Below are 12726 nucleotides of genomic sequence, written 5' to 3'. Positions count from 1 at the left end.
CAGCTGACCGAACCCGAAAAAAGTAGGCTCAGCCGGAGCAGACTCCGTTACAAACGTCAGAGTGATTCCATTTTAATGGAATAATCAGGGTGGTACCACGGTTCATTCGTCCCTTTTTTATAGGGGAAGAATGAGCCTTTTTTATTATGTTTTAAGAAATGAGGTTGATGTTTTCATGAAACAAACGATTTTTTCAGGCATTCAGCCAAGCGGCTCTGTTACGCTTGGCAACTATATCGGTGCAATGAAGCAGTTTGTCGAACTGCAGCATGATTATAACAGCTATTTTTGCATCGTGGACCAGCATGCAATAACCGTTCCTCAAGATCGGCTCCAGCTAAGAAAGAATATCCGCAGTCTGGCGGCGCTTTACTTAGCTGTCGGACTTGATCCGGAAAAAGCAACATTGTTTATTCAGTCAGAGGTTCCCGCGCACGCACAGGCCGGATGGATGATGCAGTGTGTCGCATATATCGGCGAGCTTGAACGAATGACTCAATTTAAGGACAAATCCAAAGGCAATGAGGCTGTCGTCTCCGGCCTGTTAACATACCCGCCGCTGATGGCCGCTGATATTCTGCTGTACGGAACGGATCTTGTGCCTGTTGGTGAGGATCAAAAGCAGCACCTTGAGCTGACTCGGAATCTCGCAGAACGCTTCAACAAAAAATACAACGACATCTTCACGATTCCGGAAGTGAAAATTCCAAAAGTCGGTGCACGCATCATGTCTCTGAATGATCCGCTGAAGAAGATGAGCAAATCTGATCCGAACCAGAAATCTTATATTACACTGCTGGATGAACCGAAGCTTCTTGAAAAGAAAATCAAAAGCGCTGTGACAGATTCCGAGGGCATTGTAAAATTTGACAAAGAAAACAAACCGGGTGTTTCCAACCTTCTTACGATTTATTCAATCCTCGGCAATACGACAATTGAAGAGCTTGAAGCAAAATACGACGGAAAAGGCTACGGCGAGTTTAAAGGTGATTTGGCAGAAGTCGTGGTGAACGCATTAAAACCGATCCAGGACCGCTATTATGAGCTGATAGAATCTGAAGAATTAGACCGGATTCTTGATGAAGGCGCGGAACGGGCGAACCGGACAGCAAACAAAATGCTGAAAAAAATGGAGAATGCCATGGGTCTTGGAAGAAAAAGACGCTGATCAAAAAACCGCTCTTTGCAAAGAGCGGTTTTTTATTTCAGTTTACCTTTGATTCATTTTCCATTTCCCACAGCTTTTCGAAAAAAGGCTGTCCTTTTATTAGGTTTTCGCAAAAAGCCAGGTGCTTATCCGACCAGCCTTCAATTGTTTCGTTATACAGCATGTCCCAAATCTCTTCAAAGCTCATCCGTTTGATTTGTTCATACATATGCGGATTCCACTCTGTATACCAATAGCCGATTTCAGCGCGGTTTTTCAGCCCTTTTAATTGGTCAAGCGCCATAAACATCAGCTGCTTGATTTGCCGTTCTTTTCTTGTCAGACCCCTGACATGTTCTGGTGCTAATGATAAGATGTGATATTCTTTAGAGGATTCCAGTTTCTTTGGTTCAAATTCATACGCTTCAGGCTCTACATCTTTTACCATTTCATAAACGAGCTGCTCTTGTCTTGGGATCAGACGGCTTTTCCTGACAGGGATTGTATAGCCGATCGTGTCGACAGCCAAAATGCCGATTCCGTCTGTTACAACAAAACAATATTCAAGCTTTGTCCGCTCATGATTTTTCCGAATGTACGATTTCTGATGTACGTCTTCAAGCAAACCTTTCGGAAGCTCTGACAAATCGTTTTCTATGTAATGAAACAGTACTGACGGCACCCTTAACAGAGGCACCTGATCCAAAAGCTCAACCGTATCTTCCTTGCGCCATTCGTGAAAGTGGCATACATTGTAGCCATTTTCTTCCCCTTCAAACCAATTGACCCACACATCATGAAGAAATAACATCTCTAACCCCTCACTTTATAAGAACTGTTGTCCACAGTATAGGCAAGGGACAGAGAAATTATTCCAAAGAGATTGAGGAAATCTGGAATCACTGGTTTTATGCAAGAATCACAAAAAGCAGATCTCTTTGTATATTTTCTGACAAAGGGAGACCTGCTTTTTTTCTGATTTGGTGATATTTTATAACAGATATTATATTCATTTTTATTTAATATTTTTCGGGTCAAGCGCATCCCGCAGGCCATCACCGACAAAGTTGAAGCATAAAACGGTCATTAAAATAAATAGCCCGGGAAATAACGGGTACCACCATGCTTGAATCATTAATGTAAAGTTTTGAGCATCCTGAAGCATGTTTCCCCAGCTAGCAATTGGCGGCTGGATACCGAAACCCAAGTAACTTAACGTTGATTCAGCTAGAATGACACTACCTACTTTTAAAGTAGCGGAAACAATAATTGGCCCAATACAATTCGGCAATATATGCGAAAAAATAATTTTGTAATTTTTTGTGCCTATTGTTTTAGCAGCCAATACAAATTCCCTTGACCGTAGGGATAGAAACTCACCTCTGACTAGTCTCGCTGTTGTAGTCCAGCCCGTCAGAGAAAAAATTAAAATTAACTTATCCATTCCCGGTTGAAAAATTGTAACTAAGGTAATAAGCAGAAAAATATCCGGAATAGATAAAACTACGTCGACAGCCCTCATCAATACAGCATCTACTATTCCTTTAAAGTATCCTGCTAAAGCTCCAACAACCGTACCAATTGTAATCGCACCAATTACTGAAGCAAAACCAACTAATAAAGACACACGTGCTCCATATAACACCCTTGTAAATATATCGCGCCCAAACTTATCCGTCCCCATTAGATTTTGAGCGCTTGGCGGCTTCAGTTTGTTTAAAAGAGATTGACTCTCAGGCGAGTAAGGTGCAATAAAAGGAGCAAAGACCGCCATTAAGATGATAACTGATAAAATAATCCCCCCAACAACAGCAAGCCTATTTTTGAAAAATTTCTCAAAAAAGATCCTAGTCATTGTTTCTGGTTTTTTTCTAATATTTTCTTTTAGCTTTACCTCATTAGAGGGAGCCGCAGTGTTTGGATTTGTCATGTGTGTCCCCCCCCCTTTTAATATTCAATTCTCGGATCAACTAATGCATACAAAATATCTGCAATCAAGTTTCCCAGTACAACCAAAACAGCAGAAATCACAGTCATGGCCATAATAACCGGATAATCTCGAGAGAATGCCGAATCAATAAATAACTTTCCTAATCCTGGCCAAGTAAAAATCTGCTCAACTACGACAGCACCGCCAATAAATGACGGAATCATTAATCCGAAAATTGTAATAACAGGAAGCAGGCCATTTCTCAAGCCATGTTTGAAAATCACTTTATTTTCTTTAAATCCTTTGGCTCGAGCTGTTCTTATATAATCTTGCTTTAATACATCAAGCATACTTGATCTTGTATAACGAGTAATACCGGCCATATCCGCAGTTGCTAAAACAAATGCAGGCAAAATTAAATGATGGAGCCTGTCAAAAATGTTAAAGTCAGCGTTTAAAGTTCCGACACCTCCCGTAGGAAACCAACCGAGATTTACGGAAAGAACCATAATAAGAATTAATCCGAACCAGAAATTTGGTATCGCCAGCCCTAAAAATGACGTGACAGTTATACCATAGTCAAGCTTAGAATAAGGGCGTTTTGCAGAAAGAACACCGAAAGGAATTGAAATCAGAAGAGCAACAAGAGTTGAAAAAACCATGAGCACCAGAGTATTTGGCAAACGTGAAAGGATTAGATCGGAAACTGGTGTCCCCTTTTTAACAATAGATGTCCCAAAGTCGCCTTGGAGCATGTTCCCAAGCCATTTTAAGTACTGAACAGGTTCCGGATCGTTGAGTCCATACTTTTCAATAAATTTGGCTCTGTCAGCTTGGCTGATTGTCGGATCCATCATAAGTGACATCGGATCACCTGGCGCCGCTTTCATTATCGCAAATGATAAAATTGTAATGCCCAAAAGAATTGGCAGAGACATTAATGTTCGACGAACAATATATGTAACCATATTCTTGTCCCCTTTTCTAAAATAGGATAAAGAGGAAAGGATGCATAATCCTCACCTCTCTAGGGATTTAACTATTATTGTTCAAGCCACCATTTTTCAATATGATATAAGTCATTTTTCGGATGGAATACATAGCCATGCATGTTTGTCGGGATTGCCCTATGATAATTGTAATAAAACAGGAATGAATAAGGCTGGTCCTCAGCAATCAATTTATAGATTTCTTCGTATTTTTTCTGATATTCTTTTCTGTCTGTAATTGATTTAGCTTCTTCTAAAAGTTTATCGACTTTAGGATTCTTATACCATATGTTGTTTAATCCGTTCTTAGATTGACTGGAGTGGAAAATTGAAAATTGATCTGGGAATGTAGCCAAACTCCAACCGAGCAGTAGTGCATCGTAATCCCAATTCGGTGCGCTTGTTTGTTCAATAAGAGCACTAAATTCTACAATTTGCGGTTTTGCTTCAATTCCTACTTCTTTAAGTTGCTGCTGAACAACAACTGCTAAATCCTCCCGAATCTTATTGCCCTGGTTCGTTTTAATGGTAAATGAAAATTTCTTTCCATCTTTATCAAGGTAACCGTCTCCATCTGTATCTTTCCATCCTGCTTCTTCCAAGAGCTTTTTAGCCTTTTTAGGATTGTAATCAAATGTAGGTACATCACCTTTTGGATAGTTCCAAGAAAGCGGACTTTCAGGAACGTTTGCAACTTTTCCATCACCATTTAACACCTGATCTACCATTGCTTTTCGATCAAGCGCATACGTAAGAGCTTGGCGGACTTTTTTGTCTTTAAATAATTCATTTTTTTCATTCCATCCAATATAACTGTAGTTCAAACCAAGATCTGATTTAACTTGAACATTATCAAATGTTTTAACTGTCTCAAAGTCTGTGCCTGGTACAACAAAGAAGTCAATATCCCCAGCTTTTAATTGAGCAACAGCGGCATTAGAATCAGGAATCGTCTTAACTGTCACTGTATCTAAATACGGTCTTCCGCCATAGTAGTCATCATTTGCTTCAAGTTTTACATAATCGCCCTTCTTCCATTCAACAAACTTGAATGGACCCGAACCAATTGGATTCTTCCTGTTAAATTCATTTTCGCCTAAATCTGCAACTGGCACTTTCCCTAAAATGTGTTTGGGCAGAATGCCGTAGCTGTCTAAAACAACATTATAAAAATATGCATCTTTTTTCTTTAATTTAAATTCAACTTCATAATCACCTTTTTTTGTAACAGATTTTAGTGATTCAAAACCAGAACCGCGTTCACCATTATAGTCCTTATTTAAAGGTATGCTATAAGTGAAAACAACGTCATCGGCTGTAAGTTCTTTTCCATCATGGAATTTTACACCTTTTCTAATTTTGACATCATAAGTCAGGCCATCTTTGGATTCTGTTACTTTTTCAGCTAAAGCAGGCTTCACATTTAGTTTTTCATCCGTTTCTAATAATGTACTATAGATCATCCCTTCAATATCTGAACTGGAAACGTCTGTAGAATAGAGTGGATTAAACAATGTTGGCTCCCCAGTTGACCCTACAACCAAATCCCCGCCTCGCTGAGGTTTGCCTGCTGATTTTTTCTCACTGCTGCTGCTCGATTTTGAGCCCGAGCAGGCTGATAAAAAGATGGCCAGGACCATCAATACACTTAGCATCATCAGTGCGGTTTTCCGTCTTTTCATTAGATATTCCCCCTTTTAAAATGTTCGTTCTTCTCAGCTGTTGTTTATGTAGTATGCATACCCCCTCTCAAAGCTGTGCGGGCAACATTAGCTATAAAGGTGACAAGCCACAAAGTGGCTGGGAGCAGCTTCTTTAAATTCTGGTATTTGTTCCTTGCATATCGGTTTTGCAACAGGGCATCTTGTGTGGAATACGCAGCCTTTTGGCGGGTTGGCCGGACTTGGCAGCTCTCCCTTCAGGACAATGCGTTCACGTTTGACAGATCCTTTTTTTCTTGTAACCGGAACGGAGGATAAAAGCGCTTGAGTATATGGGTGAAGCGGGTTGTCATAGAGCTCATGCTTGCCGGTCAGCTCCATCATTTTGCCAAGATACATCACTCCGACTCTGTCGCTGATATGGCGGACGACACTTAGATCATGGGAGATAAATAGATACGTAAGATCAAATTCCTCCTGTAATTCCTCCATCAAGTTAATCACTTGGGCCTGAATGGATACATCAAGTGCGGAAACCGGCTCATCAGCAATGATAAGCTCTGGATTTAAAGTGAGTGCTCTGGCAATGCCGATCCGCTGACGCTGTCCGCCGGAAAACTCATGGGGATAACGTCCGGCAAACGACGGGTGAAGGCCAACTCTCGCAAGCAGCTCTTCGACTTTCTCGTTTCGTTCACGCATCGTATACATGTTGTGCGTATTAAACGGCTCCTTTATGATAGACCTCAGTGTCTTTCTCGGGTTTAACGAGGCAAATGGATCTTGGAACACCATTTGAATATTTTTGCGGACACTCTTCCGCAGCTTCTCCTCTGACAGAGTGGAAATATCCTGACCTTTAAAAAGAATTTGGCCTTCTGTTGGTTTGTATAGTCTGATCATCGTTCTACCGGCAGTCGATTTTCCGCAGCCCGACTCTCCAACGATTCCGAGTGTCTCTCCTTTTTTTAACGAAAATGACACACCATCCACCGCTTTTACATCACCGACTTTTCTTTGAAAAAGGCCTGAGCGGACCGGAAAGTATTTTTTTACGTCACGAAGCTCTAAGATTGTTTCTTGATTAGCTGCTGTCATGATTGTTCTGCACCCTCTTCCTCATATAAAAAGCATCTCACCGTTCTTCCGCTTTTGTGTGTCAAAAGCGCAGGCTGATTTGTCCAGCACTTATCCATAGCTTTCGGACACCTTGGGGCAAAACGGCACCCCGGCGGCAGATTATCAGGTGTAGGCACGCTGCCTTTAATCGCATTTAATTTATCAATCTCTCCATCTATAACAGGAATTGACGTAAGCAGGCCTTCTGTATAAGGATGAAGCGGTTCTAAAAATAAGTCGTCAACAGTGGCGTTTTCTACGACTTGTCCGCAGTACATGACAATCACTCTATCAGCCGCTTCGGACACGACACCTAAGTCGTGTGTGATCAGAAGAATCGATGTGTTGAACTTCTGGCAGAGATCTTTCATGAGCTCCAGCACCTGGGCTTGTATTGTCACATCCAGCGCTGTCGTCGGTTCATCGGCAATGAGCAATTTAGGATTACAGCTTAGTGCGATGGCAATCATCACCCTCTGTCTCATACCGCCTGACAGCCGATGCGGGTACTCCTTCATTATTTGCTCCGCCCGGGAGAAACCGACCATCTGCAAGAGTTCAACAGCTCGCTGACAGGCTTCTTTTTTCTTCATGTTTTTATGGTAAATCAGCACTTCGGTAATTTGTTCTCCGATTGTTAACACCGGATTAAGGGAGGTCATTGGTTCTTGAAAGATCATGGATACTTCGTTTCCGCGGATTTTGCAATAATCGTTTTCAGTGAATGAGGTGAGGTCTTTGTCTTCGAGTTTAATAGAGCCGTCCATGATTTTTCCGCCTGAGCTTTGGACGAGGCCCATAATTGATAAGGAAGTAATGCTTTTTCCGGAGCCCGATTCACCTACAAGCGCGACGGTCTCGCCTTTGCTGATGTGAAAATCGACTCCGTCAACCGCAGGGATCGGCTCCTTTTTCCGGAAAAAATAAGTCTTTAAATTATTCACTTCTAATAGTGTGCTCATGCTAGCTCCCCTTTCCCCCCTCTTGTGGTCAATCGTTTTCAAGAGAAAGCAATCCCTTTATTCAGAAATAATAAATAATATTGAATTATCGAAAAATTTTATAGTTGTATATTATTACAATCATTTTGCAAAATCAAGAATTTTTTAGGATAAATGTAATATTATTAACGAAATTCCATTATTTTATCCTTTTAAAGCATTGCATCCAAAAAGGTTTCAGCAGGAATGGAAAGTCCGTCTGCGGTGCTTGCCTTGTTGGCAGTTAAATACTTTTTTACAATATTGAATCCAACTGCGTATCCAAGCATTTTCGGCTGATATCCTTTACCGAATAACAGCTGGGGAAATAATCGATCATCCCGTTTGATATCCTGATGGGGCGCAATCTTTTTTTCATATAAAGCCTGAAGCTGCTCTGGGGTATACCAAGTCGTCCATTCAGCCGTTTGACTTCGGCCGAACCTCTCATAAACAGCATATTCCGCCAGCCCTTCCATGATGATTGTATCAAGTAATGTGACATCCTTTTCCTCTTTTGTGAGATGGCCTAACCGGCAAACATGATGATACTCATGCGTCATCAGGGCAGATACTGATCCAAAATCTAAATCTGACGAAAGAAAGAGGAACATTTTGTCTTGAAACGCGAGTCCTGATTTTGATCCAAATTCTAAACGAATTCTCCTATTTCGTTCATCAACCGGCAGCGGAACAATTGGTACATCAGGACCTTGCCATTTGTTTTTGAGATACTGTTCTTCCTTTTGGATATGCTCGTAAAAACCTTTTTCCTTCAGCTTGGAAGCAGTCTGAATACCCTCTGTCATGTTTTTAAACATCCCATGATGCTGAAGATGCCCCAAAATGCCCTTCCAGTTCTTTTTCCCCGCACCTGAAAAAAGCGGGATAATGTAAGGTGCCAAATCATCTATTGAAGCAGCCTTTCTGAGCCAGCTATGTGTTTGTTCTACACTCATGTGATCGCCTCCTCTTTTAATCTATGCACACAAAAAAAACCGGCTACCCTTTAGGGGCAGCCGGTTTGGCTTGATTATGATTGATATTTCTTAAAGATTAATGTTGCATTGTGCCCGCCGAATCCTAATGAGTTGCTGAGAACATAATTGAGCTCCTGTCTGCGAGCTTCATCAGGCACATAATCCAAATCGCATTCTTCGTCAGGTGTTTGAATATTGATTGTCGGCGGGATCACGCCTTCTTTAATGGCAAGGATAGAGAAAATGGCTTCAATACCGCCAGCTGCACCTAAAAGGTGGCCTGTCATTGATTTTGTAGAGCTTACCGCAAGTTTATGCGCATGCTCGCCGAAAACGGTTTTAATCGCCATTGTTTCATATTTGTCGTTGTAATACGTGCTTGTTCCGTGAGCATTGATATAATCAATGTCTTGTGGCGCAATGCCCGCATCTTTAATAGCTTCCTGCATCGCTCTCGCTCCGCCTTCACCGTCTTGGGCCGGCGCTGTGATATGATAAGCGTCTCCTGTTGAGCCGTAGCCGACAATTTCTCCGTAGATTTTAGCACCGCGGGCCAGGGCATGCTCAAGCTCTTCAAGAACGATAATCCCTGCACCTTCACCCATGACAAAGCCATCACGGTTTTTATCGAACGGGCGGCTCGCTGTTTTCGGATCTGGATTAGTAGACAGTGCTTTGTTGGCACTGAAGCCCGCGAATGACATTCTTGTCAGCGGCGCTTCTGTTCCGCCTGTGACCATCACATCTGCATCGCCGCGCTGAATGACTTTAAACGCGTCACCGATAGAGTTCGTTCCTGTAGCACATGCTGTAACCGTACAAGAATTGACTCCTTTCGCTCCTAGCGCAATAGAAATCTGGCCTGTTGCCATGTCAGGAATCATCATTGGCACGAAAAACGGGCTTACCCGTCTCGGGCCTTTTGTTAGGAAGATTTCAAATTGAGATTCTAGTGTTTCAAGTCCTCCGATACCGGAGCCTACCCAAACACCGACTCTCGGCGCAATCTCATCCGTAATGTTAAGATCTGCGTCTTCAACTGCCATTTTCGCAGCTACAACCGCATATTGTGTAAAGCGGTCCATTTTTCTGGCTTCTTTTTTATCCATATAATCTTCAACATTGAAGTCTTTTAATTCAGCGGCTACTTTTGCCGGATATTCTTCAGCATCAACACGAGTGATCGGACCGATTCCGGACACACCGTTGATTGCGTTATTCCAACTTGTATCGACGTCGTTGCCAAGCGGAGATAATGCTCCAAGTCCTGTAACAACTACTCTTTTTTTAGTCATCTTGTGTGCACCTCACCTTTTTTTATCGGCCCCAGCGGATTGCAATGGCGCCCCATGTTAGTCCTCCGCCGAACCCTACCATAACGACCACATCGCCGTCTTTGATTTTACCGGCTTCCAATTCTTCTACAAGAGAGATCGGAATGGATGCGGCAGAAGTATTTCCATATTTATGAACGGTTTTAGACATCTTTTCGACAGGAAGCTCTAAACGCTCGCGTGCAGCTTCCATGATGCGGATGTTCGCCTGATGCGGAATCAAAAAGTCGACATCCTCTTTTGAAAGTCCAGCTTTTTCAATGACATTTACGCATGATTCTCCCATTTGGCGGACTGCAAATTTGAAAACTTCTCGTCCATTCATGATTGTATGTCGTTTTTCATTCAGATACAAGTGCTGACCCCCTGTACCGTCGGCTCCTAGCTCGAATGAAAGGATTCCTCTGTCATCACTGACTGGTCCGACTACCGCGGCGCCTGCCCCATCTCCAAACAGAACGGCAGTATTGCGGTCTTCCCAGTCTGTAATGCTTGAGAGCTTCTCTACACCGACAACTAGAACATGTTTGTAAGTTCCGGATTCAATAAATTGTTTTCCGGTTACAACGCCGTACATAAAGCCCGCACAAGCAGCGCTAATATCCATAGCACACGCTTTTTTAGCGCCGAGCTGTTCTTGAATCATACAAGAGACCGTAGGAAATGACTGATCAGGTGTAACAGTTGCAACCAGGATCATATCCAAATCCTCAGCAGCCACTTCAGCTTGTTCCAGCGCATGTTTCGCTGCTGCAACAGCCATATGTGATGAATACACATCATCTGCGGCAATTCTTCTTTCTTCTATTCCAGTTCTTGTACGAATCCACTCGTCAGAAGTTTCAACCATTTTTTCAAGATCATGATTTGTTAAAACCTTCTCAGGAATGTAACGTCCAACACCAAGTATTCCAGCTTTCATAAGGGAAGACTCCTTTATATCTTAAATTTAGAAGATCAATCAGGTTGTGATCAATTATTAGTATCAGGTACTAATTCTATCCTATTTTTTTTCGCATGGCAATATATTCGTCTAAACTATCAGTTCAACTTACTCATAGAGTATTGTATATAGAAAGGAGGCGTATGCAGTTGGATGTATTTTCAAAAATGATGTTCGGCGATTCCGCAAAACCAACAGAAGAGAAGGAGGAACAGCAAGAGGAGGTTTCTCAGACCAACGACGAAGAGACGATTCATTACATGCATATTATGGACCAAATCGGTTCAATTATGAACTCTCTTGATCAAATCAAGCCCGCTCTAAAGGAGCTTGCGCCCATGATCACCGCGATTAAAAAGAAAATCATGTGAAAAGCCACTTTCGCAAAAGTGGCTTCTTTTTATTCGGTTTCAGATTTAGCATCAGACTTGCCAAGCTCGTAAGCTTCCGCCATTACCGTTGTAAATAGATTCATAAACGGCTGTATGGCCTCCATTGAAAGCTCAATGCCTGATTTCTCAAGCTGTTCTTTCGCTTCAGGGAGGTATTTCATGGCAATTTGCAAGAATTCAAGTGATTTTTCGTGCTGCATGTGACGTCACTCCATTACTCGTTTTTTGGCAGCTCGCCTGTTTTGTTGTACGTTTTGATCAGCTTGGCGATTCTTTGCTGAAAGTCTTCATCGACGAGCGGGCTGAATGTTCCCATCTCGACTACTCCCGTATCAAGGTCGTAGTAATGATCGCCGCCTTCAAGGGTGCCTTTGTTGAATTGCTCAGCAATGATTTCATAAGCCTTGTCCACATTTTGCACCGTGCTGGTTAATACGGTATTCTCGCCCAGATCCGATTGATCTGTAACGTAGCCGATGGCATAAAGCCCGTCTTTTTTGATTTGCTGAATAACAGGAACATTATACCCGTCTCCAGCGGGATACACAACATCCGCGCCTTCGTTCTTCATTTTCTGATAAAGCTTTACTGCTGTCGTATCATCATCCCAATGGTCCGTATATTTCGTGTTTACTTCTATATCTGGATTTTCATACTTGGCTCCTTTGATAAAACCGTCAACCTCAGGCTGCCAAGTAAAGGAAGCAATGACACCGACCTGATTCGTTTTCGACATATGGGCAGCAGTCATTCCTCCAAAAAAGCCCATTGCTTCCCCGCTAAAATGGACACTCGTCACATTGTCAGCTTTCGCTTTCGCATTGGAAATGACGAATTCCATATCTGGATAATCTTCGCCGACCAAGTTAAACACCTCTGCATATTCACTCCCATGGCCGTAGAGCAGATTGACGCCCCTCTTATGAAAATCCTCAATCGCATTTATGATATCTTCTTCTGTTTTAACGCCTTCTTTATAGTAGACGTCCACATTGTATTTGGATTGTATATTCAGTAATCCTTTATACCCTTTTGTGCCCCATACGAGGTCATTAATCGTATCAGGAAAGAGCATGCCGACCTTCTCAATTTTTCCTTTGAACGGAGTTTGTCCACATCCACTCAATAAAAGGAGGACAGAAAAGATCATGACAAGCCTTGTGATCAAGTCATGTTCAACTCCTTTTGACAAGCTATAACATGTATTGTTTTATACGTTTATTGTATCTAGAAAACTCGAAACATGGAAGG

General features: G+C 42.2%; 13 protein-coding genes and 1 other annotated feature (1 of these 14 only partly in view). Of the genes, 2 read left to right on the top strand and 11 right to left on the bottom strand.

Features of this window, described 5'->3' with window-relative positions; genetic code table 11:
* Nucleotides 1-117: a binding site (T-box leader), on the top strand (it extends 98 nt beyond the left edge of the window).
* A 58-nt stretch (nucleotides 118-175) separates the two neighbouring features.
* Nucleotides 176-1168 carry a tryptophan--tRNA ligase gene (gene trpS, locus CDO84_RS05245; RefSeq protein WP_040083808.1) on the top strand — a complete coding sequence of 331 codons (993 nt, stop codon included), beginning with the start codon at nucleotides 176-178 and terminating at the stop codon, nucleotides 1166-1168.
* A gap of 37 nt (nucleotides 1169-1205) precedes the next feature.
* On the opposite strand, the gene CDO84_RS05240 is transcribed toward trpS, so the two are convergent.
* The 9 genes from CDO84_RS05240 to fabH all read right to left on the bottom strand — a co-directional run bounded on the left by CDO84_RS05240 (nucleotide 1206) and on the right by fabH (nucleotide 11062).
* Entirely contained in the window at nucleotides 1206-1958 is a 753-nt protein-coding gene (locus tag CDO84_RS05240; protein ID WP_014663526.1) for a YjbA family protein, read from the bottom strand.
* A 204-nt stretch (nucleotides 1959-2162) separates the two neighbouring features.
* Nucleotides 2163-3077, bottom strand: a complete 915-nt coding sequence (gene opp4C / locus CDO84_RS05235) for an oligopeptide ABC transporter permease (RefSeq protein WP_040083452.1) — start codon at nucleotides 3075-3077, stop codon at nucleotides 2163-2165.
* 17 nt (nucleotides 3078-3094) lie between these two features.
* Entirely contained in the window at nucleotides 3095-4045 is a 951-nt protein-coding gene (locus CDO84_RS05230) for an ABC transporter permease (protein WP_015252362.1), read from the bottom strand.
* Between the two features lie 74 nt (nucleotides 4046-4119).
* Nucleotides 4120-5748 (bottom strand): peptide-binding protein, encoded by a 1629-nt coding sequence (locus tag CDO84_RS05225; RefSeq protein WP_040083453.1) that lies wholly within the window; start codon nucleotides 5746-5748, stop codon nucleotides 4120-4122.
* Nucleotides 5749-5835: 87 nt separating this feature from the next.
* On the bottom strand, nucleotides 5836-6825 hold the full coding sequence (appF, locus tag CDO84_RS05220; protein WP_040083454.1) for an oligopeptide ABC transporter ATP-binding protein AppF: 990 nt from the start codon (nucleotides 6823-6825) through the stop codon (nucleotides 5836-5838).
* The gene (appD, locus tag CDO84_RS05215; RefSeq protein ID WP_040083455.1) at nucleotides 6822-7808 is read right to left on the bottom strand and encodes an oligopeptide ABC transporter ATP-binding protein AppD; all 987 of its coding nucleotides are present in this window, start codon (nucleotides 7806-7808) and stop codon (nucleotides 6822-6824) included. The genes appF and appD overlap by 4 nt, the downstream gene beginning before the upstream one ends.
* A gap of 191 nt (nucleotides 7809-7999) precedes the next feature.
* Nucleotides 8000-8785 (bottom strand): DUF2268 domain-containing putative Zn-dependent protease, encoded by a 786-nt coding sequence (locus CDO84_RS05210; RefSeq protein WP_040083456.1) that lies wholly within the window; start codon nucleotides 8783-8785, stop codon nucleotides 8000-8002.
* Between the two features lie 74 nt (nucleotides 8786-8859).
* On the bottom strand, nucleotides 8860-10101 hold the full coding sequence (gene fabF, locus CDO84_RS05205; protein ID WP_040083457.1) for a beta-ketoacyl-ACP synthase II: 1242 nt from the start codon (nucleotides 10099-10101) through the stop codon (nucleotides 8860-8862).
* Nucleotides 10102-10123: 22 nt separating this feature from the next.
* Complete coding sequence (gene fabH, locus CDO84_RS05200; protein WP_014663519.1) at nucleotides 10124-11062, bottom strand: beta-ketoacyl-ACP synthase III; 939 nt, start codon at nucleotides 11060-11062, stop codon at nucleotides 10124-10126.
* Nucleotides 11063-11226: 164 nt separating this feature from the next.
* Between fabH and CDO84_RS05195 the strand changes: the two genes are divergently transcribed.
* A complete protein-coding gene (locus CDO84_RS05195) occupies nucleotides 11227-11454 on the top strand; it encodes a spore coat protein YjzB (protein ID WP_080478200.1) in 228 nt (75 codons plus the stop codon).
* Nucleotides 11455-11483: 29 nt separating this feature from the next.
* Here CDO84_RS05195 and comZ read toward each other — a convergent pair whose 3' ends face one another.
* Together comZ and med are read right to left on the bottom strand one after the other, a co-directional pair.
* Nucleotides 11484-11675 carry a ComG operon transcriptional repressor ComZ gene (comZ, locus tag CDO84_RS05190; RefSeq protein WP_003224559.1) on the bottom strand — a complete coding sequence of 64 codons (192 nt, stop codon included), beginning with the start codon at nucleotides 11673-11675 and terminating at the stop codon, nucleotides 11484-11486.
* 14 nt (nucleotides 11676-11689) lie between these two features.
* Complete coding sequence (gene med, locus CDO84_RS05185) at nucleotides 11690-12643, bottom strand: transcriptional regulator Med (RefSeq protein ID WP_040083460.1); 954 nt, start codon at nucleotides 12641-12643, stop codon at nucleotides 11690-11692.
* Between the last annotated feature and the right edge of the window lie 83 nt (nucleotides 12644-12726).

Origin of the sequence: Bacillus sp. MD-5, from assembly GCF_002201875.1 — a bacterium.
Taxonomy (GTDB): Bacteria; Bacillota; Bacilli; order Bacillales; family Bacillaceae; genus Bacillus; species Bacillus stercoris.
This window is presented reverse-complemented; position numbering and strand designations above follow the sequence as displayed.

What these genes read in the sequence shown, in the direction of transcription:
- comZ (WP_003224559.1), bottom strand. Translation starts at nt 11,675, where the DNA reads ATGCAGCACGAAAAATCACTTGAATTCTTGCAAATTGCCATGAAATAC.
- trpS (WP_040083808.1), top strand. Translation starts at nt 176, where the DNA reads ATGAAACAAACGATTTTTTCAGGCATTCAGCCAAGCGGCTCTGTTACG.
- CDO84_RS05230 (WP_015252362.1), bottom strand. Translation starts at nt 4,045, where the DNA reads ATGGTTACATATATTGTTCGTCGAACATTAATGTCTCTGCCAATTCTT.
- fabF (WP_040083457.1), bottom strand. Translation starts at nt 10,101, where the DNA reads ATGACTAAAAAAAGAGTAGTTGTTACAGGACTTGGAGCATTATCTCCG.
- CDO84_RS05210 (WP_040083456.1), bottom strand. Translation starts at nt 8,785, where the DNA reads ATGAGTGTAGAACAAACACATAGCTGGCTCAGAAAGGCTGCTTCAATA.
- fabH (WP_014663519.1), bottom strand. Translation starts at nt 11,062, where the DNA reads ATGAAAGCTGGAATACTTGGTGTTGGACGTTACATTCCTGAGAAGGTT.
- appF (WP_040083454.1), bottom strand. Translation starts at nt 6,825, where the DNA reads ATGACAGCAGCTAATCAAGAAACAATCTTAGAGCTTCGTGACGTAAAA.
- CDO84_RS05240 (WP_014663526.1), bottom strand. Translation starts at nt 1,958, where the DNA reads ATGTTATTTCTTCATGATGTGTGGGTCAATTGGTTTGAAGGGGAAGAA.
- opp4C (WP_040083452.1), bottom strand. Translation starts at nt 3,077, where the DNA reads ATGACAAATCCAAACACTGCGGCTCCCTCTAATGAGGTAAAGCTAAAA.
- CDO84_RS05195 (WP_080478200.1), top strand. Translation starts at nt 11,227, where the DNA reads ATGCAGTTGGATGTATTTTCAAAAATGATGTTCGGCGATTCCGCAAAA.
- CDO84_RS05225 (WP_040083453.1), bottom strand. Translation starts at nt 5,748, where the DNA reads ATGAAAAGACGGAAAACCGCACTGATGATGCTAAGTGTATTGATGGTC.
- appD (WP_040083455.1), bottom strand. Translation starts at nt 7,808, where the DNA reads ATGAGCACACTATTAGAAGTGAATAATTTAAAGACTTATTTTTTCCGG.